Origin of the sequence: Sphingobacterium sp. UBA5670 (assembly GCF_002420705.1) — a bacterium.
Classification (GTDB): Bacteria; Bacteroidota; Bacteroidia; order Sphingobacteriales; family Sphingobacteriaceae; genus Sphingobacterium.
In genome coordinates this window covers 181,798-203,557 of sequence record NZ_DIIM01000021.1, presented here as the reverse complement: position 1 = coordinate 203,557, position 21,760 = coordinate 181,798, and the positions used below count along the sequence as shown (strand labels likewise).

19 protein-coding genes are annotated in these 21,760 nt (G+C 40.4%); 10 read left to right on the top strand and 9 right to left on the bottom strand.

What is annotated here, in order from left to right; translation table 11 throughout:
- The first annotated feature begins 8 nt into the window (after positions 1-8).
- A complete protein-coding gene (coaE, locus tag B3C94_RS18815) occupies positions 9-584 on the top strand; it encodes a dephospho-CoA kinase (protein ID WP_293906556.1) in 576 nt (191 codons plus the stop codon).
- Positions 585-588: 4 nt separating this feature from the next.
- Entirely contained in the window at positions 589-1,542 is a 954-nt protein-coding gene (locus B3C94_RS18810) for an exonuclease (RefSeq protein ID WP_293906554.1), read from the top strand.
- A 141-nt stretch (positions 1,543-1,683) separates the two neighbouring features.
- Here B3C94_RS18810 and B3C94_RS18805 read toward each other — a convergent pair whose 3' ends face one another.
- Positions 1,684-2,088 (bottom strand): hypothetical protein, encoded by a 405-nt coding sequence (locus B3C94_RS18805; protein ID WP_293906552.1) that lies wholly within the window; start codon positions 2,086-2,088, stop codon positions 1,684-1,686.
- 240 nt (positions 2,089-2,328) lie between these two features.
- Here B3C94_RS18805 and dinB point away from each other — a divergent pair, with 240 nt between their 5' ends.
- The 7 genes from dinB (at position 2,329) to B3C94_RS18770 (ending at position 10,329) form a co-directional block, all read left to right on the top strand.
- Positions 2,329-3,426: a DNA polymerase IV gene (dinB, locus tag B3C94_RS18800; RefSeq protein WP_293906550.1), complete on the top strand. Its 1,098-nt coding sequence runs from the start codon at positions 2,329-2,331 to the stop codon at positions 3,424-3,426.
- Positions 3,427-3,570: 144 nt separating this feature from the next.
- Positions 3,571-5,697: a S9 family peptidase gene (locus tag B3C94_RS18795; RefSeq protein ID WP_293906548.1), complete on the top strand. Its 2,127-nt coding sequence runs from the start codon at positions 3,571-3,573 to the stop codon at positions 5,695-5,697.
- Positions 5,698-5,905: 208 nt separating this feature from the next.
- On the top strand, positions 5,906-6,712 hold the full coding sequence (locus B3C94_RS18790) for a beta-carotene 15,15'-monooxygenase (RefSeq protein WP_293906546.1): 807 nt from the start codon (positions 5,906-5,908) through the stop codon (positions 6,710-6,712).
- A gap of 15 nt (positions 6,713-6,727) precedes the next feature.
- A complete protein-coding gene (locus B3C94_RS18785) occupies positions 6,728-7,885 on the top strand; it encodes a 1-deoxy-D-xylulose-5-phosphate reductoisomerase (protein WP_293906544.1) in 1,158 nt (385 codons plus the stop codon).
- A 16-nt stretch (positions 7,886-7,901) separates the two neighbouring features.
- Positions 7,902-9,227: an RIP metalloprotease RseP gene (gene rseP / locus B3C94_RS18780; protein ID WP_293906542.1), complete on the top strand. Its 1,326-nt coding sequence runs from the start codon at positions 7,902-7,904 to the stop codon at positions 9,225-9,227.
- 270 nt (positions 9,228-9,497) lie between these two features.
- Entirely contained in the window at positions 9,498-9,701 is a 204-nt protein-coding gene (locus tag B3C94_RS18775; RefSeq protein WP_046674525.1) for a YwbE family protein, read from the top strand.
- 250 nt (positions 9,702-9,951) lie between these two features.
- On the top strand, positions 9,952-10,329 hold the full coding sequence (locus B3C94_RS18770) for a response regulator (protein WP_293906539.1): 378 nt from the start codon (positions 9,952-9,954) through the stop codon (positions 10,327-10,329).
- A gap of 32 nt (positions 10,330-10,361) precedes the next feature.
- Here B3C94_RS18770 and B3C94_RS18765 read toward each other — a convergent pair whose 3' ends face one another.
- The 8 genes from B3C94_RS18765 to B3C94_RS18730 form a co-directional block, all read right to left on the bottom strand.
- The gene (locus tag B3C94_RS18765) at positions 10,362-10,574 is read right to left on the bottom strand and encodes a DUF6965 family protein (RefSeq protein ID WP_293906537.1); all 213 of its coding nucleotides are present in this window, start codon (positions 10,572-10,574) and stop codon (positions 10,362-10,364) included.
- Between the two features lie 25 nt (positions 10,575-10,599).
- A complete protein-coding gene (locus B3C94_RS18760; RefSeq protein WP_293906535.1) occupies positions 10,600-12,066 on the bottom strand; it encodes an efflux transporter outer membrane subunit in 1,467 nt (488 codons plus the stop codon).
- Positions 12,066-15,218, bottom strand: coding sequence for an efflux RND transporter permease subunit (locus tag B3C94_RS18755; RefSeq protein ID WP_293906533.1), 3,153 nt, complete (start codon positions 15,216-15,218; stop codon positions 12,066-12,068). The genes B3C94_RS18760 and B3C94_RS18755 overlap by 1 nt, the downstream gene beginning before the upstream one ends.
- A 77-nt stretch (positions 15,219-15,295) precedes the next feature.
- Positions 15,296-16,459, bottom strand: a complete 1,164-nt coding sequence (locus B3C94_RS18750; RefSeq protein WP_293906531.1) for an efflux RND transporter periplasmic adaptor subunit — start codon at positions 16,457-16,459, stop codon at positions 15,296-15,298.
- A 245-nt stretch (positions 16,460-16,704) separates the two neighbouring features.
- Positions 16,705-17,538: an AMP nucleosidase gene (locus B3C94_RS18745; protein WP_046674528.1), complete on the bottom strand. Its 834-nt coding sequence runs from the start codon at positions 17,536-17,538 to the stop codon at positions 16,705-16,707.
- Between the two features lie 121 nt (positions 17,539-17,659).
- Entirely contained in the window at positions 17,660-18,910 is a 1,251-nt protein-coding gene (clpX, locus tag B3C94_RS18740; RefSeq protein WP_293906529.1) for an ATP-dependent Clp protease ATP-binding subunit ClpX, read from the bottom strand.
- A gap of 2 nt (positions 18,911-18,912) precedes the next feature.
- Positions 18,913-19,614, bottom strand: coding sequence for an ATP-dependent Clp endopeptidase proteolytic subunit ClpP (gene clpP, locus B3C94_RS18735; protein WP_046674530.1), 702 nt, complete (start codon positions 19,612-19,614; stop codon positions 18,913-18,915).
- 131 nt (positions 19,615-19,745) lie between these two features.
- A complete protein-coding gene (locus tag B3C94_RS18730; RefSeq protein ID WP_293906526.1) occupies positions 19,746-20,207 on the bottom strand; it encodes a type I restriction enzyme HsdR N-terminal domain-containing protein in 462 nt (153 codons plus the stop codon).
- A gap of 425 nt (positions 20,208-20,632) precedes the next feature.
- On the opposite strand from B3C94_RS18730, the gene holA reads away from it, so the two are divergent.
- On the top strand, positions 20,633-21,640 hold the full coding sequence (holA, locus tag B3C94_RS18725; RefSeq protein WP_293906524.1) for a DNA polymerase III subunit delta: 1,008 nt from the start codon (positions 20,633-20,635) through the stop codon (positions 21,638-21,640).
- Positions 21,641-21,760: the final 120 nt, after the last annotated feature.

Sequence of the window (21,760 nt, the reverse complement as noted above, 5' to 3'; positions counted from 1 at the left end):
ATTTTTTAATGAAGATTGGAATAACAGGTGGAATAGGATCCGGTAAAACATTTATCTGTCAGCTTTTTAAAGCTTTGGCCGTACCTGTTTACAATGCCGATGATGAAGCCAAGAAACTGATGAATACGGATTTGCGGATCAGGGAAAATTTGATAGCTGCTTTCGGTAAAGCAACCTATAAGGATGGTATGCTGGATCGCGCTTTTTTGGCGCAGCAGATATTTTCCGATAAAGAAAAACTCGAGCTTGTGAATGGTATTGTACACCCCATTGTCATTCAGGCGGCCAAAGATTGGGCGGAACAACAAAAGGCACGTTATTCGCTCAAAGAAGCGGCTCTCCTTTTTGAAAGTGGTTCCTATAAAGATCTTGATTATACCATATTGGTCACCGCCCCTTTATCCGTACGTGTTGAACGGGTGATGGAACGGGATGGGGTAACCGAAGAACAGGTCATGGAGCGTATCAGTAAGCAGCTAACGGATGAAGAAAAAATAAAAATGGCCGATTTCATCATCATCAATGATGGAACCACTCCGTTATTGCCGCAGGTGTGGACTTTACACCAAAAATTTCTAAAATAAAACTATGTCGATCATATTAGCTGACTTCCTGGTCAGAAAACCAGCGGGTTATTATTGCCGTTATGGTGATTTTTTTATTGATGCCAGTAACCCAGTGGCACATAATGTTGTATCACATGCCCATGGCGACCATGCCAGTTCAGGACACGACTATGTGTACGCCACGCAGGCAACTTCACTGTTTATGACGTATCGTTATAAACAAAATCGCAAAGATTCGTATCAAGTAAAGCTGTTCAATAGCCCTTTTAAAATAGGCGCTGTCGAAATTACATTTTTGCCGGCAGGCCATATTCTTGGTTCAGCGCAGATTTTAATGGAATATCAGGAGGTACGGTACTTATACACAGGTGATTACAAATTACAAACTGATGATACCTGTGAGCCGATCGAAGTACAGCAAGCCGATGTGCTCATTACAGAAAGCACATTTGCAAATCCTGAAATTATTCACCCTGATCCTGCCGAGGAGATAAAAAAACTTGATGGACATGCGAGCAATATCCTCTTGGGTACATATGTGCTAGGGAAGGCACAGCGGATCACCGATTTGATCAACAGGTATTGTCCGGATAGAAAAGTGCTCGTGCACAGTGGTATACTGCCGTACCATCGCCTTTACGATCAGCACGGACTAAAGAAATTATGCTATGAGCCCTACAACAGAAAAGAAATGAAACAAGGCGAACAGAATAAAGTTTATTTGGTGCCACCAATGACCTTTAACAGCTATTTCAGGGCAACTAAAGTATTGCGTGCATTTGCCTCCGGCTGGAAACGTCTGCAGGCACAGAATGATATCGAATTGTATATTTCAGATCATGTGGACTGGAATGATATCCTTCAATATATCAAAATGGTAAATCCCAAAGAGGTTTGGACGCTGCATGGTGACGGAACTATTTTGAAAAGTTATTTTAAGGAGAAATTGATCGTTCGCGACGTGCTTTCCGAATAAACATATCAACTAGACTATCTCGAAAACAATGCTTCATGAAAGCTATGTATCGATGAATGGAACTAGTCACTTAGACAAATATCTACAGTAAGGTACTCAGACTGATCTTTGAAACTCCGCTGATAGGCACAGCGGAGTTTTCTATTTCATATTGACAATTTTGTCTACAATATAGACTGTATTTCCGCGCCATGGAAGCACTCCATGATATTCTTTGTAACGGAGATCGAAATATTTTCCGCTGTTGAGCTCCAATTGTCGGAATATGGAATCATCTTCAATAGAAAATTCAAATTGATTGCTGGCTATTCCGCCTGTTTTGATGCTTCCAAATCCTTCCTGAATAAGTTTGCCTTCGTAGGTTTTAAAAATATTGCCCTTTTTTACTGCATAATTAAGATAACCGGACTTTACACCTTCACCGAATACATAATAATACTTCCAGTAGCCATAGGAGCCACCTCCGACAAGCAGAAAAAGTATCAGGAAGAGTAAAAACTTTTTAAACCCCGATCTTTTCTTTTTTTGTTCTGGCAAATTTTCCATAATGCATAAATATTAAGTCTTTGTATTATTGTTGATGAGACTAACAGAGGGCGACATGATTGTTTGTTCCGTCTATAGTTTCACCTAAAGATAAAAAATTAACAGCATAATAACGAATGGATTATACGTCGATAGCGGGTTGGCTAGCATGCGGTTTGCCACGTGATGGTCTGTTGCTAATTCTATTAGTTATTTTTCGGTTTTCTTAGTCTATAATGCTAATTTTTGTAAATTTGGATCATGGATCCCGAACAGGTACATCGCAAGATTATTCATTTGGATATGGATGCATTTTATGCATCTGTAGATCAGCGTGATTTTCCCGAATATCGGGGGAAGGCAATTGCCGTAGGTGGTTCACCGGATGGAAGGGGAGTGGTTGCAACAGCCAGTTACGAAGCACGAAAATTTGGCGTTAAGTCTGCCATGAGTTCGAGAAAGGCTCTTCAGTTGTGTCCCCATATTATTTTTACCTATCCGCGTTTCGATGTTTATCGGCAGGTTTCCTATCAAATTCGGGAGATTTTTCTCCGTTATACCGACTTGATTGAACCGCTTTCGCTCGATGAAGCCTATCTGGATGTAACCGTAGATAAACAGGGTATTGGTTCGGCTATTGCTATTGCCAAAGCTATTAAAGAAGCTATTAAAGAGGAACTGAATCTGACCGTCTCCGCTGGCGTTTCCGTCAATAAATTTGTCGCAAAGATTGCTTCGGATATGGACAAACCCAACGGCTTAACATTTATAGGCCCTTCTAAAATTGTCAAGTTTATGGAGTCATTGCCCGTGGATAAGTTTTTTGGGGTAGGTAAGGTGACGGCAAAAAAAATGCATGAACTGGGACTGTTTACTGGGCTTGATTTAAAAAAACAGCGTGAAGAGGACCTCGTACGTTGGTTTGGAAAGACCGGGCATTTTTTTTACCGTATCGTACGCGGGATCGACGACCGTCCTGTTGTTCCTAATCGCAGCAGTAAATCGGTCGGTATTGAGGATACTTTTGGCGAGGATGTAGAAGCATTTGAAGAATTAAATACCATTTTGCAACGGCTCTGCAAACAGTTGTGGACACGCATCGGGAAAAAGGAAATCTCTGGGCGAACCTTAACCTTAAAAATTAAATATGCCGATTTTGTTCAATTGACACGGAGTATAACCCTAGAAAATAGTTTTGATTCGGAAGACAAAATTTACGCCACTGCCCATAGTTTGTTGAGCAAGGTTGAGCTGCTGAACAAAGTGAGGTTGCTGGGGGTTTCGATATCAAATTTTGTGGAAGAAGGCGATTTTCCAAAGGAAGGTATACAGCTTGCACTTTTCGAGGATCGACTTTAGCCAGGAATCATCCAGTTTAATTAAGTCTTTGCTAAGCCGTATGAAACGCGCAATCTGAATTAAGCTTGTTACAGGCAAAATCGTCGTTATTTGCCACAATTCTTTATCTTAGCCAAAATAATTAATAAACATATCCAAAAATTAATGAATACGGTATCAAGAGTACTCTTAGGTGCGTCTATCGTTTTTTTTGTGCATGACGTTGCTTTCGCACAGAAAAAGTTGGATTTTGCGCAGTCATGGGGGCAAAAGCAATCTTTGACGGTTCGTACTAATCAGTATCCTGGATGGGCAGATGGGACAGCTTACCTGGAGAATGATGTGAACGATGGTCGTTTGTATCAGGTCAATATTAAATCGGGCAACAGAAGTGTTTATACTGTTCCTGCCAAAAAAGGAACAGTTGTCTATGTTGAGAATAACGATATCTTCCTAAAAAGTAGTGATGGTGTAGCGAAAAAGCTTACCAATTCGCCTGATGTCGCCGAACAGAATCCGACCTTATCTCCCGACGGTAAATATGTTGCTTTTACACGTAAAAGTAACCTGTACAGTGTCGATGTGACTTCGGGAATGGAAAAGCAGTATACAAATGATGGCACTGATGTGATTTACAACGGCTGGTCATCTTGGGTATATTATGAGGAGATTCTTGGACGTCCGACAAAATACAAAGCTTTTTGGTGGTCTCCGGACAGTCGTAAAATCGCCTTCATGCGTTTCGATGATACCAAAGTTCCCATGTTTCCGATTTATTCTTCCAAAGGTCAGCATGGTTATCTGGAAGAAACCAGATACCCCAAAGCGGGTGACCCAAATCCGGAAGTTAAAGTTGGCATAGTTCATCTTGATGGCGGAAAAGTTACCTGGGCTGATTTTAATGAAAAAGACGATCAGTATTTTGGTCAACCTTATTGGGCTTTTGATAGTAAAAATGTGATGGTGCAATGGATGAACAGGGATCAGAATAATCTGAAGTTCTATCAAGTGGACCCAAATTCTGGTTCGAAAAAGGAAATCTACGACGAGCGTCAGTCTTCATGGATCAATTTAGATCACGATGAGCGTATCACCTATCTTGCGGACAATAAATATTATATCTTAAAATCGGATAAAACTGGTTGGGCCCATTATTACCTTTATAAATTGGACGGAACCTTAGTGAACCCCATCACTTCCGGTGAATGGCAGGTGACCGAATTAAAACGGATCGACGAAAAAAATAAGGTGATCTATTTTACTGCACGTAAAGAGAACTCGGCACGTTTTGATCTATACCGTGTCGATTATTCCGGTAAAAACATGAAACGTCTGACTTTCGGTGAATACTCGCACGATGTCAATGTATCGCCTGATGGCAAATATTTTATTACCAAATACTCCAATGTGAGTACACCGGATCGATATGCATTGCTGGATAATCAGGGTAAAGTTGTGCGCCAGTTAGCCGACAGTAAAGCGGCTGATTTTGCTTCCTATACGTATGGCAAGACGGAATACTTACATATCAAATCTGATGACGGGCTGTTCGATCTTCCATTGACAATTACTTATCCTACAAATTTCGATAAATCAAAAGTGTACCCTGTGATCTTTAGCATCTATGGCGGGCCTGACGCTGGAACGGTAAAAGATACCTGGAAAGGAACAGGAAACCAATATTGGGCGAGCGAGGGGATTATTCAGGTATCCGCTGACCACCGTGCTTCGGGACATTTCGGTAAACAGGGCGTTGCCTATATGCACCGCAATCTTGGTCACTGGGAGATTATTGATTATTCAACCATTGTCAAGTGGTTAAAATCGCAGCCTTGGGTCGCTAAAAACAAAGTACTTATTACAGGGCATAGCTATGGTGGCTATATGACTTGTTTGGCGATGACAAAGGCCGCTGATGTATTCGATTTTGGTATTGCCGGTGCTCCGGTAACTTCCTGGGACCTGTACGACAGTCATTATACCGAAAGATGGATGGATACACCACAAGATAATCCAGATGGTTATAAAGCCGGCTCTGTGTTGACCTATGCAAATAATTACAAGGGTGTATTGCGCATTATGCATGGCGATATGGATGATAACGTACATTTACAGAATACAATCCAGCTAGTTGATAAATTGACGGATAAAAGTGTTCCTTTTGAACTGATGATCTATCCTGGCAGCCGACATGGATTTGAGCGTTCGAAAAGTAAATACGATTCCAATGAACGCGCACGTTTCTACTACCAATACTTATTGGAGAAACCACTTCCTAAAGAATTTAAATAAGCGTAATTAAGGTCAAAATAAAGAATCCCTTATCCACTTGGATAGGGGATTTTTATTTTTCGGCCTGTTTTCATTTATTCCTGGTAAAAGATTTTCCCAGACCTGCTTTTTTATGTTAAATATGACAAAAAAAGTGATTTTTATGGGCGTGTAAATTGTTGAAAATTAAAAAATATGGCATCTTTGTAGAAGTTTATTCAAAGAAAAAATGATTCAATTCCTAAAGGAAAGTACTTTTGCCGTTAATGAAGTTTTTAATAAGTCATTGGAGTTGCTGAAAAGGCATTATTTTTCCGTGGCCGGACTTTGTTTTTTGCTGTTCGTGACCTCTGGTCTTTCTAATTATCTCGCAACCACGATTAGTGATTTCAACGTAGTATTGAGTAGTTTTATGGCGTTTTTTTTCATGGTGATGTATTTCGGATTGAACATGACTTTATTTAAGTATATTTTAAGTCTGATTGACGGGAATCATGATAAGAAACTCATCCAATGTATTCCCAGTTCAAAAGAACTTGTATGCTTTTTTGGCGCTATGTTAAGTATTATGGTGCTTTCTATAGCACTTCTGATGATTTTAGGAGCTGTTTCTTTACCCTTCCTTTATCTATTTGAGAATGGTGATAATCGTGTGGAGCTGATGAGCAACTTTACAATGTTTGTCGTGTTTGTCGCGGCAATATTGACGTTCATCTTGATTATTCGAGTGGCATTTTATCCCTTTTTCATTATCGATAAACACGCTGGAACGTTTAAATCTTTACGTTTCAGTTTTGCACTGACAAAAGGAAATGTATTTAAACTGTTATTGATTTTAGCTGTATTTGCTTTTTTTCAGTTACTGCAGATGTATTTTAATTATTTAGAATATTACATAATTTTTATTATTTTGAACCTCGTGAGCTCTTTTTTGGTGGTACCTCTGGCTTGTATCGTTGTTTCGGTCGCTTACCGATCCATGATGGCGGATTACCACGGGGGAGAGGATCCTAAGATTTTAAATAATATATTTTAATTAATAGCAGAGGTTTTGAGTAAAAAAGGAATTGCCATTTTAGGGGCAACGGGAAGTATAGGTACACAAGCCTTGGATGTGATAAGAGCCTTTCCTAATAAATTTGAGGCAATCGTTCTGACCTGTGGCAGCAATGCAGCATTATTGATTAAACAGGCCTTGGAGTTTAAGCCTAAGGCGGTGGTCGTTACAGATCCTCTTCAATACAGCCATGTACAGGATGCTTTGCAAGGGCAGGAAATCACCGTTCTTTTTGGTGAAGCCGGACTGATCGAAGTGGTACAGTACGAGGAAGTTGATGTGGTGTTGAATGCAATTGTTGGATCGGCTGGACTGAAACCTACGGTTAAAGCCATTCAATCCAAAAAAGATATTGCCCTGGCGAATAAAGAAACACTGGTTGTGGCTGGTGAATTGATTATGGCCTTGGTGAAGGAATATAATGTGCGTATGCTTCCTGTGGATTCGGAGCATTCGGCGATTTTTCAGTGTCTGGCTGGAGAGGAGCATAATCCGATCGAGAAAATTTACGTCACGGCTTCAGGAGGACCTTTTCGTGGTAAAAAGAGGGCTGATCTGCTGCAGGTGACCAAAGCTGAAGCTTTAAAACATCCAAATTGGTCGATGGGTGCCAAAATAACAATTGATTCGGCATCCTTGATGAACAAAGGACTCGAAGTTATTGAAGCAAAATGGCTTTTCAATCTATCTGTAAATCAGGTTGATGTTATTGTCCATCCGCAATCTATCGTCCATTCTTTGGTTCAGTTTCAGGATGGTTCCATCAAGGCACAAATGGGGGTACCTGATATGAAATTGCCGATCCAGTACGCATTGACGTATCCAGCACGTTTTGAAAATAGTTTTGAGCGTTTTAATTTCATGGACTATCCAACACTTAGCTTTGAGAAAGCAGACATGGAAACGTTCCGGAATTTGGCCCTTGCTTATGAGAGCCTACGTGCCGGGGGAAATAGAGGCTGTGTGCTGAATGCTGCAAATGAAGTTGTTGTAGAGGCCTTTCTGAAAGATCAAGTTGGTTTTTTGGAAATGAGTGATATTATTGAACAGACATTAGATCAAGTAGAATTTATTGCGGCACCGACGTTGGATGATTATCTGGAGACGGATCGTATCGCAAGAATAATAACGAAGGAAATAATCAAAGATTAAATTTTAAAAAGCATACATGGGTGTTTTAATTATGGTCGGACAAGTGATTTTAGGCTTGTCAATTTTAATTGTTCTACATGAGTTAGGACATTTCTTAGCAGCACGTGCATTTGGTATCAAGGTGGAAAAGTTTTATCTGTTCTTTGATGCATGGGGAGTGAAATTATTTAAATTCAATTATAAAGGATGTGAATATGGTATTGGCTGGTTGCCTTTGGGCGGTTATGTGAAGATTGCAGGTATGATCGATGAATCGATGGATACCGAACAGCTGAAAGGGGAGCCACAGCCATGGGAATTTAGATCAAAACCAGCGTGGCAGCGTTTGATTGTGATGCTGGGTGGTATTATCGTCAATATTGTTGTTGGTGTAGTTGTCTTTTGGATGCTAACCTTTAAAATGGGTAATACCGACATCAGAATGGATCAAATGATTAATGGTATTGTTCCGGGATCCATTGGGGAGTCCATTGGCTTGAAAGCTGGAGATAAAGTAATTTCAATTGATGGTCACCGTGTTGAAAATTATTCGGAGCTAATTAGTTCTAAAGTATTGATGGGGGGAGTGACCCTTGCCGTTGAACGGGAAGGCGCTACAACAGATATCAAAGTTCCTGCGGATTTATTGAATACGCTCTCAGACAAAAAAGGTGAGAAGTTTATCGAACCACGGGTGAAAACGACAAGTGTTGCCGAAGTAGCGCCTGGATCTGTGGCAAGTAAGATGGGTTTTACGAAAGGAGATAGCATTATTGCCGTAAACAACGTACAAGTGCCTTTCTTCGATCAATTTAGAGCACAGATAAAAGCGAATATCAATAAAACGGTTGCAATTAAGGTGTGGCGTAAAGGAGCTGAGGTTTCATTGCAAGGGAATGTGCCTGCAGATGCCATGCTCGGGATAGGCATTAATCGTGATTATTCCATCAAATCTTTCACAACGAAATATACCTTGATGGAGGCATTTCCAATCGGTGCAAAGAAAGCATTTACGGTGATTACCGATAACGCAAAAGGATTTGGCAAAATCTTCAAAGGAGAAGTGCGTGCAGATAAGGCATTATCAGGCCCTATTGGTATCGCTACCTTATTTGGTACGGAAGTGGACTGGATCCGTTTTTGGTCTTTGGTAGGGATGCTGTCCATGGCATTGGCATTTATGAATCTCTTGCCTATTCCGGCTTTGGATGGCGGTCACGTATTGTTCTTATTGGTTGAGATGATTCAAGGTAAACCATTGAGCGAGAAATTCCTGGAAAAAGCACAAATGGTCGGTTTCTTCATCCTTTTGGCTTTAATGGTCTTTATCTTTGGAAACGATATTTTTAAGCTATTTAAATAAATTCAATTGGTCTGTCTGCCGCGATGCTGATGACTTACATACCATAAAACAAGGGCTTAAAGCCAGTCATGGTCGGAAGAAATTCCGACCATTTTTTATGGTATGTAGCTGTTGTGTAGAATAGCTTGAAGTTCGATTTGTAGCATTCATCGACGCTACAGACTTTCATTTGCTTTCATTGTGCCTATTCCAAAATATAAGACGAAGGGTTTTCCAACAATAAATTGTTTTTTATATTGCATTTAAAAAACAATTTATCTAAGTTTGACCATGGATGGAAGAAATAGAGCAGATGTAAAGCCAGGTATGTTGGTGAATATAATCTTAAAAAAGGACCAGCGTACGGGAAATCTAACAGAAGGCATTGTGAAGGACCTGCTGACATCATCCTCCTATCATTCGAGGGGGATTAAAGTGCGGTTGACGGACGGCCAAGTAGGAAGAGTGGCTGAAATTATTGAAGATGATTTTTAGGCGATATCCTATCGGTCATCATTTCTCTTTACCGAATCTTTTTTAGCGGTGTTGACGCGGAAAGGTTTGCTACCTATGATGTTCTTATTGTGTAAATCAAACTAAAAGCTTGTTGGATTGTTAATAGGGAACATTTTGAAATAAAATTTGTATAATAACATAATTATTGCTAACTTTTTTCTGTATTTTTTATTTTATTACATATTTATATAATATTGTTTTTATAATTAGTAAATGACAGCTTTTTCAAATGGATACCAAAAATAAATGTACGGTTGTCTACGCAGATGATGCGATGATTCATCATGTGTTGATGCGAGCTATGGCTCAATCGCATTTATTGGATTTGGTTTATTGTGCTTCTAACGGCAGGGATTTAATCGACTACCTCCATGAAAACGAGCATGAACTTCCTGAAATATGTATATTAGATCTGCACATGCCTGTATTAAATGGAATAGAAACGGCAAAAATTGTGAAAGAAAGATTTCCATCCATTAGAATATTTGGGTTGACATCAAGCAGTGATGAAAATGAACGGATGGAATTGCGAGATGCGGGAGCTGAGGAAATTTTTTCAAAGGAACAGATGCCTTTATTAATGAAACAGCTTGCTCCAAAGGCATAGAGAAATAAAAATAAAGAAGAAGCCTAACACAGTTAGGCTTCTTCTTTATTTTCTAAAGCATCCTTGAATTTCAAAAGTCTAATCCAGGATGGACATTTGCTTAAATCTTTTTTCCATAATCCAACGTGTATAAAACTTGTGCGCAAAAAACGCTGCACGTCGAATACTTGCATGTCTTGCTGTATTTCTAGCGTTTCAGGCAAATCTTTGGATTGAAAATACTGTTGTAATTCTTCTGGCGTCATACTGCAAAAATAAAGTTTTAAATCCTTATCTCCAACCTCCGCCGAGTGCTCGGTATAGATCCACAAATGCATCTAAATGCTGCTGTCTTAACTCGACGAGATCCAGGTCACTGTTGAGGGCGTTGCTTTGTGCTGTAATGACCTCTAAATAAGTTGCATATCCACTTTTAAAGAGCAGGCCTGCATTCTTGACCGCCAAATGTGCATTATCGACTCTTTCTTTTGCCAAAGATAACTGTTCCCGTTGTTTGTCGACTGTGACCACTGCATTAGAGACCTCGGCAACAGCCTCGACGACTTTCTGCTGTAGCTGGATTTCGGCTTTATCACGTTCCAGTTTCGCTACCTCATACTGTGTTTTCAACGTTTTGTTTTTAAAAATAGGCGTGGTTAAATTGCCAGTTATACCACCGAGCAATGCACCAGGGATATTGAACCAATTTTTGGGCAGCATGCTGTTGACACCCAAAACACCGCCGACAGTTAACGATGGATACCGCATGGCTTGCTGGATGTTGGCATTGGCATTGGCCGCCATCAATTGAAATTCAGATGAGCGGATATCAGGTCTATTGCGGACGATCTCGATCGGAGAACCTAACGAGATGTCTTTGCTCTCCGCGAAGAGATGTTCGTAAGAAGTACCTCTTTTGATGCTGTCGGGCAATTTTCCCGTGAGTGTCTGAAGTGCATTTTCCTGGATGACAATTTCTTTTTCAAGTTCAGGCACCAGGGAAGCCGCGAGCAGACGCTGCGATTGTGTTTGCTGGATCGCCAGGGCGGTAATCTCTCCGGCTTCATATTGCAGCTTGATCATGCGCAAGGTACTGTCGTTTAACTGAACGTTACGTTTGGCGACTTCTATTTTAGCATCCAGCATCAGAAGATTGAAATAACCTTTTGCTACCGAAGTTATGATGGAGGTCTGTATCGCATTTTTTGCTTCCTGTGTATCCAGGTACTCGGCTAGAAGCTGTTCTTGTTTGCTTCCGATTTTCTTCCAGATATCTATTTCCCAGCTAAAGTTAATATCTGAACCAAACATTGACTGATAGACAAACATATTTTCGGGAGCTTTTTCACCTTTGTGATCATAATATTTGGTCAGGGGACCGCTACCGAAATCCTTCGATCGCCAGGTACGGTTTCCATTGGCAATCGTTGCATTTATACTAGGCAAATAATTAGCCTTATTCTGTGCTAAAACCCGGTTTGAAATCTGCAAGTTGAGTAATGCTGTTTTCATTTCAAAATTGTTTGCCAGGGCAGAATCAATCAATAATTTTAACGTGGGATCATGAAAGAAAGATTTCCAATGAATTAGTCCCATACTTGCAGTGTCTCCGAAGTAATCCAAGGTATCGCCACGAAAGTTTTCTGGAAGTTTGAGTTTGGGCTGTACATAATCTTTGCCGACTTTACACGCATTCATCATACCCAATAGACTTAAGATGATACATATTCCTGAAAGGTGTCTTTTTATGTTTTTCATTATTCTTCCTCTTCTTTAGCTAGTTTATCATGTAGTTTTTCATCCAGACCTTTAAATACGACAAAGAGTACAGGGATGATAAAGATGCCGAATGCCACACCAAAGAGCATGCCTCCGGCGGCGCTGAAACTAATCGAATGGTTTCCGATGGCCGATGGTCCTACCGTCCACATCAGAGGAACGAGACCGGCGACAAATGCCAGGCTGGTCATCAAGATTGGTCTTAACCGCAATTTGGAGCCGCTAATGGCTGCCTCGACAATACTCTTGCCATTTTTACGTTCCTGAACAGCAAATTCTACAATTAGAATCGCGTTTTTGGCCAGGAGCCCAATAAGCATAATGAGTCCAACCTGAACATAAATGTTGTTTTGAAGTCCAACAAGGTTGATCACGGAGAAAACGCCGATCAGCCCAACCGGTATAGACAATAGCACTGCCCAGGGAAGGATATAGCTTTCGTATTGGGCCGAAAGCAGAAAGTAGACGAACAGAATGCTCAGCACAAAAATCAAAATGGTCTGTGAACCCGATTGACTTTCTTCATAACTCATGCCTGTCCATTCAAAACCGTAATTGCCCGGAAGTTTATTGTCGGCCAATTTTTGGATGGCCTGCATAGCATCATCTGTACTATAGCCTTCTGCAGGTGTAATATTTACAGCAATTGCATTATACAGATTATAGCGTGTAATAGTTTCTGGACCTACCGTCTTTTCCAAGGTTAATATCGTATTGATCGGAACCATTTCGCCCTTGTTGTTGCGAACAAAAATAGAATTGAAGGATTCAGGATCTTTGCGGAAATCAAAATCTGATTGCACATAAACGCGATACTGGCGACCAAACCTATTGAAATCACTCGCCTGAACACGTGCAAAGTACGATCGGATTGTGGACATGAGATCTTTGATCTCAACGCCCAGTGATTTAGCTTTGACGGCGTCGATATTTACTTCATATTGTGGGAAGTTTGATTTGAAACTCGTGTAGGCACTGCGTATTTCGGGCAGGGTATTGAGCTGGTTGATAAATGTATCTGCAATGGTGTTAAAATCCCTAATGTCACCACCCATCCGATCTTGAAGAACCATTTCTATTCCAGCAAAGTCTCCAAAACCCTGCACGGTAGGTCGAGGGAATACAGTAAAGGTCGCTTCATTAATCTGGGATAGATCATTCCTGATGGTATCCATGAAGGCATTGATATTTTTGATGTGTTCACGTTTCGCATGCGGTTTTAGGGTAATGTACCCTGCGGCAAAAGCAGGACTTGAACTTCCATCCAGTGCATTGAAACCGGAAACGGTGGTCATCCCATTTATATCTTGTCTTTTCTTTAAAATGCTGTCCGCACGGCGAAGAACTTCAGTTGTCCGACTCAGTGAAGCACCTGGAGGGAGTGCTATGTTGTAGGTGATAAACCCATCATCTTCTGTCGGAATAAAACTTTTGGGTGTTTTAATCATAAACAGAACGCCAAGTGCCGTAATTAAGAGTAAGCCTGTCCAGGCTATTCTTTTATTTTTTATGAGTATTTCTACAATAAAGACATAGCGGGCAGTTAGCCGATCGAAAGAGGTATTGAATGCTTTAAAGAAACGATCTTTAAATTGGTTTATTTTACCGGTCTTCTGATTTGCATGATGGTTTGGTGCTTTAAGCAGGAGTGCACATAAGGCTGGACTCAACGTCAGGGCATTGAGTGCTGAAATCAGAATCGCTGTAGCCAAGGTGTATGCAAACTGTCGGTAAAAGATACCTGCTGGTCCCTCCATAAATCCGACAGGCAAAAATACTGCCGCCATGACCATGGTAATGGAAAGGATCGCCCCAGTAATTTCCGACATCGTCGACAATGTCGCCGCTCTGGGTTTCAATCCGGTACTGTGCATTTTTTCGTGAATGGCCTCGACGACGACGATTGCATCATCCACTACGATACCGATGGCCAGCACCAAGGCAAACATCGTCAGGACATTGAGGGAAAATCCAAAGAGCTGCAGAAAAAAGAAGGTTCCCACCAGTGAAACCGGAATTGCAATTGCTGGAATCAAAGTGGATCTAAAATCCTGAAGGAAGATAAAGACAATAACAAATACCAGAATAAAAGCCTCAAAAAGCGTGTGTTCAACCTGATTGATCGATTCATCGATCTGATCACGTACAGAGTATGTCACCTCATAGTGTATACCTTTTGGGAATGTTTTTGATTGTTCTTCAAGAACTTTTCTGACAGCAATATCAATATCATGGGCGTTTGAGCCACTGGTCTGTGTCAGATTGAGTGTAAGTCCCGGATGTCCATTTACCTTGTTGTCGCTGCTTAGGTTTGTCGCACCAAACTCTACCCGTGCCACATCCTTTAAATAAAGTACCGAACCGTCGGTATTGGTTTTGATCACAATTCCTTGGAATTCCTCAGGTGTAGTAAAACGCCCTTTGTGACGTATCACGGTTTCGAAAGCTTCATCTGAAGTTTCCCCAAATTTACCGGGAGCAATTTCAAAATTTTGGTCTTTTATGGCATTGGTCACATCTTGCGGAACAAGGTTGTAAAGGGCCAGTTTCTCTGGGTTCAGCCAGAGCCGCATGGCATAATCCCGTGCGCCTAAACGCGAAACCTGCGCAACTCCATCTACACGTAGTAAAGGCCGCATCAGATTGATCTGCGCATAGGCCTGCAGAAAGGTTTCATCATAGGCGCTATCCCGGTGATCGGAATAGAGATTGATGGTCATAATGACGCCGGTTTGCCGTGGCATAACCGTGATGCCGGCTTCGTTTACTTCCGCAGGAATGGAACTGATCGCTTTGGAAATTCGTGTCTGCACATTGACGGAGGCAATATCCGGGTTGGTACCTGTTTTGAAATAAACGGATACGCTTCCGGATCCTGAATTGGAAGCAGATGACTTAATGTAAGTCATATCTTCCACGCCATTGATAGCCTCTTCAATCGGGAGCAGAACACTTTTTGCTACGGTCTCGGCATTCGCTCCCGGATAACTTAGTGAAACAAGTACACTGGGCGGTGCAATTTCTGGAAAGCGTGATACAGGAAGGAGTTTTAGCCCGACCAAACCCAGGATAACCAGTATAATGGACACCACAGTGGCTAAAACGGGCCTATTTATAAATGTTTTTAGCATAGAGATAGAATTCTAAACATACTGCTTTCAGCGCATAGTATACCATGCGCTGTGCAGCCTGAAAAAATGATCGATAATTATTTTTGTAAAATCGGGGTTACTGCTGAACCATCCGTCAGTTTGTCAAATCCACTGGTAATAACACGATCGTTTTCCTGTAGTCCTGAGTAAACGATATAGTTGTTTTTACTTTTGCCCGTAAGCTGGATATTTCGTTTCTGTGCCTTATTGTTTTTATCCAGTATATAGACAAAGGTTTTATCCTGCAGCTCATTAACAGCGATTTGAGGGATTTGGAGAACATCTTTTTTTACTTCGGCAATTTTGAGGGTACCACTGCTTCCGGATCGAAGTATATTATCGTGGTTTTGAAATGTTGCGCGCAAGGAGATTGCTCCGGTGGTACGGTTGATCTGACCGTTTACGGCATCGACAATCCCTTTCTTAGCATATTCTTCGCCATCTGCCAGGACTAGCGTAACTTCGGGAAACACAAGTTTCTGATTCTGGTTGTATTTTTTCCCTTCTAAACTGTCTTTTTTCGCCTGTGCTTTAGAAAAATAGAGGAAATCCGATTCATTCATGGAAAAGTAAACATATACTTCCTGAATATCCGAAAGATAGGTGAGGGGTTCTTTATCACCTTTTGAGACCAGATTTCCGATGCGTTTTGGAATCCGGCCGATATAACCGCTTACGGGTGCCGTGATCACTGTAAAATCCTTACTGATTTGAGCCGAACGTACAGCGGCGATGGACTGATCTAGCGTTGCTTTGGCTACCTGATAGTCTGATTTGGCCGAAGCTAATCTGACATCTGAAATAACGTCGTTTTGAACCAGTGGTTTCAATCGGTCGACTTCGAGCTGTGCATTTTTAAGTTTGGCTCTCGCAACCTGTTCGGTAGCCACCATGTTATTGAGATTTTCCTGATAAGTAGAGGGGTCTACTTTGAATAACTTTTGACCTTTTTGTACAAAAGAACCTTCATCAACATAAATTTCCTGCAGTAATCCTTCGACTTGTGGGCGAACTTCGACATTCACTTTACCTTCTATGGTCCCTAAATAGTCTTTGATGGTGGTCGCATCGGATTTAGTGACGGTATAAACTGGTAAGGCTACGGTTTTCTCATTGGTTTTATTTTCTTTTGAAGAACTTGAAGAACAACTTACCTGAGTGGCTAAGGCTGAACAAATCAATACGGATACTTTAAAAATAGATAATGTTTTTTTCTTCACAATGCTTGATTAATTTTTACGATATATGTGTTGTGTAATATGAATATTACAATATAAACGTCAAATAGTTTAATTATTGTGAAGATTAACATTTGTTAACATCTCAAACATTAGTTAATAGTTGTTCAATTATTAATCAATAATAATGTTTAATATTTTTAAATGTTTGATAGTTATTGTTTTATGGAGAGGAATACATCATATTTTCCGTTAGGAGGAAAATATGATGTGGTAGCTTAAATATCTTAAAATTTAAGGTGTTTAACGGTCAATCCATTATTGATAAGCTGTTTTAAAGCATCGATACCAATGCTGATATGTGCTTCTACATATTTTGCAGTCACAGTGACGTCACTGACCGAAGTTTTGACGCCTTCTGGAATCATAGGTTGATCTGAAACCAGCAATAAAGCGCCTGTTGGAATCTTATTGGCAAAGCCGACGCTGAATATTGTCGCTGTTTCCATATCAACACACATGGCGCGGATTGATTTTAAATACTTCTTGAAAGCTTTGTCATGCTCCCAAACCCGTCTGTTGGTTGTGTATACCGTTCCTGTCCAGTAGTCACGTTGGTGGTCACGAATGGTGGTGGAAATAGCCTTTTGCATAGCGAAGGCTGGCAATGAAGGTACTTCTGGTGGAAAGTAGTCGTTGGATGTTCCCTCGCCGCGGATGGCCGCAATTGGTAGGATCAATTCTCCTACAGGAATCTTTTTCTTGATACCACCAGTCTTACCTAAAAATAGGACTGCTTTTGGGGCAATTGCTGCTAGAAGATCCATAATGGTTGCAGCCATAGGGCTTCCCATACCGAAATTGATAATCGTGATGCCTCCGGCAGTGACAGATTGCATCGGTTTGTCTTCCCCATAAATAGGAGCATTATCATGCATTTCAGAAAACAGATGGATATATTTTGAAAAGTTCGTTAAAAGGATATATTCTCCAAACTCTTCCAAAGGTCTTCCTGTATAACGAGGAAGCCAGTTGTTCACGATTTCTTCTTTGGTTTTTAAACCTGGGGTGATCGGACTATTTACGGTATTCTTTGCACTTTTCTTTGTTGTCATAGTCATTAAATTTAATTTCTCGAATCTCTTATCTTCCTGTCAACATTCCGTTATGGCTATTTTATTATTGTAATATAAGATTTTTAATTCTTTAAAAAAAAATCCCGTTCAGCGAACGGGATTTTTTTTAAGCGACTTTAAGCTTTTTCAGATCGGACTTTTCGAATTTTTTCTTCGCATAGTCCAGGGTGATTTCTAATGCTTTCTGTCCCGTTTGCTCCTTTGTTGACGGAATTTCAAACATGGCATCCAGCATAATGGCTTCACAGATACTGCGCAAGCCTCTGGCTCCGAGTTTAAATTCGTCAGCTTTATCAACAATAAACGTATAAACGTCAGGATCAAACTTTAGTTCAATACCTTCGTATTCAAACAGCTTCTTATATTGTTTTACCAAAGCATTCTTTGGCTCAGTCAAAATGCTCAATAAGGTTTCCTTATCCAATGGATTTAAGTAAGTCAAAACGGGAAGACGGCCAATCAGCTCTGGAATCAATCCAAAGTTCTTTAGATCTTGCGGTGTAATGTACTTGTAAAGATTGTTCAAGTCGATTTCCTCGTCGTCTTCATTCATTTTATAACCTACTGTCTGGGTACGCAAACGGTTTGCAATTTTCTTTTGAATACCATCGAATGCCCCACCACAGATAAACAGGATGTTGCTTGTATTGACTGCGATCATTTTTTGATCAGGGTGCTTACGGCCACCTTGAGGTGGAACATTGACAACTGTACCTTCGAGGATTTTCAATAAAGCCTGCTGTACACCTTCACCCGATACATCTCTCGTGATAGAAGGGTTATCGCTTTTACGTGCGATTTTATCGATCTCATCGATGTAGATAATACCACGCTCAGCGGATGCCACATCATAATCCGCAGCCTGCAGCAAGCGCGTCAAGATACTTTCTACGTCTTCCCCTACATAACCTGCTTCTGTCAATACAGTAGCATCTACAATACAGAATGGCACATTTAATATCTTGGCAACAGTTTTTGCCAACAAGGTTTTACCTGTACCTGTTTCACCGACGATAATCAAATTGGATTTTTCGATTTCGATTTCGTCTTTATCCACTTTCTGATTTAAACGCTTATAGTGATTATAAACGGCTACAGAAATTACTTTTTTTGCATCATCTTGACCGATGACATATTGATCCAAGTGGGTTTTAATTTCCAAGGGACGGATCAGCTTTAGCGCAGTCTGTAAGGTTTTACTTTTTCGTTGTTTTAATTCTTCTGCTAAGATTTCGCCTGCCTGCTGGATACATCTGTCGCAGATGTGCGCTCCGTTGCCTGCAATCAGCATCTGGGCTTCATTTTTGCTTATCCCACAAAAAGAACAATGAATGTCTCTATCGTTATTCTTTGCCATTGTTATTTAATAATCTCCTTCTTAGGAAGTAAAATCTCGTCAATCATACCGAATTCTTTGGCCTCATTGGCCCGCATCCAGTAATCGCGATCGGAAGACTTTTCTACCCATTCGTAAGTTTGTCCAGAGTGATCTGAAATAATGGTGTATAATTCTTCTTTCAATTTCATCATTTCACGTAAGTTGATTTCCATATCGGCTGCTACTCCTTGAGCGCCTCCAGAAGGTTGGTGAATCATTACGCGTGAGTGACGTAAGGCTGCACGTTTGCCTTTTGCACCAGCAACCAATAAAACAGCTCCCATAGATGCTGCAATACCTGTACAAATGGTTGCTACATCTGGCGTGATGTATTGCATGGTGTCATAAATACCTAGACCCGCGTACACGCTTCCACCTGGTGAATTGATGTAGATCTGGATATCACGCTGTGCATCGGTAGACTGTAAGAACAAGAGTTGTGCCTGAATAATGTTGGCTACCTGATCATCAATACCGCTGCCTAAAAATATGATACGGTCCATCATCAAACGCGAAAAAACATCCATCTGAGCAACGTTCAATTGACGTTCTTCAACGATGTAAGGCGTAAGGTTTGTCGGAATGCTAGTCTCTGTACGAGCAATGAAGCTATCAACATGTTGACTTCCAATACGGTGATGCTTTACTGCATATTTTCTGAATTCGTTTTTATCAATATTCATCTTTTTGTTTTTTCTATTCTGTAGGACTAATATAAAACTATATTTTAAAAATCAAATAAATTGAAAAGATGTTTTACATCTACTTTACATTTTTTAACGATAGCCACCAGCAATGAGACTGGGCATCTTCCTCAACCAATTTCGTTATAGCCGGGGAGATCTTCTAAAAATTCATAAGACTCTGTATTAAAGTCAACTTTACAATAATAATGATTTATCCCATTGCTGACTAACAAGTAAGGGATGCGGTGAACGCTGTTGTAATTCGCAATCTGCTCAAATACTTGCTGCGTGATCTTTATATGTGGCGCTTTAAACTCGGCTAAAAGAACCTTATGTCCGCTGCTGTTGTAAATCAATAAATCACTCCGTTTCTGAAGGTTGTTTAATTTCAATCCGCCTTCAATATGCATCAGTGATTTAGGGTAATTTTTCTTGAGTGACAAATAGTTGATCCAATGCTGTCTAACCCATTCTTCCGGTGTTAATACCAAGTCCTTTTTTCTGAGCTCATCAAAGATATAAATCGCATTGTTCTTTTTGGATATTTTAGCTTTAAATGGCGGTAAGTTCAGTGGAGTCGGTGAAAACATACACAAATATACTAAAATTTTAGCAAACAAAACGAATCATCCAAACATGCAAACTGGTGTTTTTTTCTGAGAATGCCTGTATTTATTTTCTGTAAATAAAGCTTCAGGCTGCTTTCGGAGCGCTTATTGCTTGTAAAATCATAACTATTTTATGGTCAGATGCTCATCGTTTGAAATCAATAGCTTTGCATAATAGTAACCGTTGGATCAAGTTTAAAAACGTAACTTTGTAGCATCTGGCACTCTTGTTTACCGTTTAAATCGTATTTTCGCTTCTTACTTATATAGGATGGCGGAGGAATGCAAAATCGGTTAAACAAGGTATCAGTAAGCGTGCATCAGCAGCGGGGGCGATGGCAGGCTGAAAGCCTGAACAAAGTAAAGGGCAAACTCATAAACGAAGAAGGAATAAAATATAAATACGTATGAATATAAATCCGATCCTATCCGACATTAAGAACAGGTCTTTTAAACCAGTGTATTTATTGCAGGGGGAGGAAAGTTATTTTATCGATACCATTGCCGACGCGCTGGAAGCAACTGTATTGAATGATGCGCAGAAAGGGTTTGACCAATCTATTTTTTACGGAAAAGATATTGATATGCCTACAATTGTCAATGCAGCAAAGCGATATCCCATGCTGAGCGACTATCAGGTCATTATCATAAAGGAAGCGCAGGAACTAAAATGGAAATCGGATACAGAAGAACTGCTGACCAAATACCTGGAGCATCTCACACCGACGACCATACTTGTATTTTGTTTTAAACATGGAAAATTTGACAAACGCAAAAAGGTCTATAAAGTTTTTGAAAAAACAGGCCTTGTTGTAGACGCGGCCAAGCTATATGACGATAAGGTAGCGCCCTGGATTGGAGCCTATGTGAAAGACGCCGGCTGGCGCATTCATCCGCAAGCGACGGTGATGATTGCCGACTATCTTGGCAATGACCTGTCCAAAGTATCCAATGAACTTGACAAGCTGATGCTGAATGTTACCAAAAGTCAAGAGATAAGTATGGAAGACGTTGAGCGAAATATCGGAATATCCAAAGATTACAATGTTTTTGAATTAAATACCGCATTAGCCAAACGTAACGCCTTGAAAGCTTATCAGATCGTCGATTATTTTGTCGCCAATCCCAAAAACAATCCCTTGGTGATGGTAATAGGACAGATAGCCACTTATTTTACCAAAATTCTCAAATACCATTATCTGATCGACAAGTCGGTGGCGGCAAAGGAGCTTGGGGTACATCCTTTCTTTTTGAAGGAGTACGAAATTGCCGCGAGGAACTATAACAGACGGAAAACTTTTGATGTGATCAACGTGCTGAAGGAGACCGATTTAAAATCCAAGGGTGTCCATGTGCCGAGCAACTTTAACAGTGAGGAGATATTAAAAGAAATGGTCTATCGAATACTAAATTAATTTCCATAAAAATATAAAGACACCAGAAATGGTGTTTTTTTTTTACATAAAATTCATAATTAAACGTTTGTTTAAATTAAACGTTTGTTTAACTTTGTCGCGCATTTAGCGAGAACGTAT

Excerpts from the sequence above, each read along its gene's own strand:
- B3C94_RS18730 (WP_293906526.1), bottom strand. The coding sequence starts at position 20,207 with ATGTTTTCACCGACTCCACTGAACTTACCGCCATTTAAAGCTAAAATA.
- dinB (WP_293906550.1), top strand. The coding sequence starts at position 2,329 with ATGGATCCCGAACAGGTACATCGCAAGATTATTCATTTGGATATGGAT.
- rseP (WP_293906542.1), top strand. The coding sequence starts at position 7,902 with ATGGGTGTTTTAATTATGGTCGGACAAGTGATTTTAGGCTTGTCAATT.
- B3C94_RS18755 (WP_293906533.1), bottom strand. The coding sequence starts at position 15,218 with ATGCTAAAAACATTTATAAATAGGCCCGTTTTAGCCACTGTGGTGTCC.
- coaE (WP_293906556.1), top strand. The coding sequence starts at position 9 with ATGAAGATTGGAATAACAGGTGGAATAGGATCCGGTAAAACATTTATC.
- clpX (WP_293906529.1), bottom strand. The coding sequence starts at position 18,910 with ATGGCAAAGAATAACGATAGAGACATTCATTGTTCTTTTTGTGGGATA.
- holA (WP_293906524.1), top strand. The coding sequence starts at position 20,633 with ATGAATATAAATCCGATCCTATCCGACATTAAGAACAGGTCTTTTAAA.
- clpP (WP_046674530.1), bottom strand. The coding sequence starts at position 19,614 with ATGAATATTGATAAAAACGAATTCAGAAAATATGCAGTAAAGCATCAC.
- B3C94_RS18745 (WP_046674528.1), bottom strand. The coding sequence starts at position 17,538 with ATGACTATGACAACAAAGAAAAGTGCAAAGAATACCGTAAATAGTCCG.
- B3C94_RS18790 (WP_293906546.1), top strand. The coding sequence starts at position 5,906 with ATGATTCAATTCCTAAAGGAAAGTACTTTTGCCGTTAATGAAGTTTTT.
- B3C94_RS18775 (WP_046674525.1), top strand. The coding sequence starts at position 9,498 with ATGGATGGAAGAAATAGAGCAGATGTAAAGCCAGGTATGTTGGTGAAT.
- B3C94_RS18810 (WP_293906554.1), top strand. The coding sequence starts at position 589 with ATGTCGATCATATTAGCTGACTTCCTGGTCAGAAAACCAGCGGGTTAT.
- B3C94_RS18760 (WP_293906535.1), bottom strand. The coding sequence starts at position 12,066 with ATGAAAAACATAAAAAGACACCTTTCAGGAATATGTATCATCTTAAGT.
- B3C94_RS18770 (WP_293906539.1), top strand. The coding sequence starts at position 9,952 with ATGGATACCAAAAATAAATGTACGGTTGTCTACGCAGATGATGCGATG.
- B3C94_RS18805 (WP_293906552.1), bottom strand. The coding sequence starts at position 2,088 with ATGGAAAATTTGCCAGAACAAAAAAAGAAAAGATCGGGGTTTAAAAAG.
- B3C94_RS18765 (WP_293906537.1), bottom strand. The coding sequence starts at position 10,574 with ATGACGCCAGAAGAATTACAACAGTATTTTCAATCCAAAGATTTGCCT.
- B3C94_RS18795 (WP_293906548.1), top strand. The coding sequence starts at position 3,571 with ATGAATACGGTATCAAGAGTACTCTTAGGTGCGTCTATCGTTTTTTTT.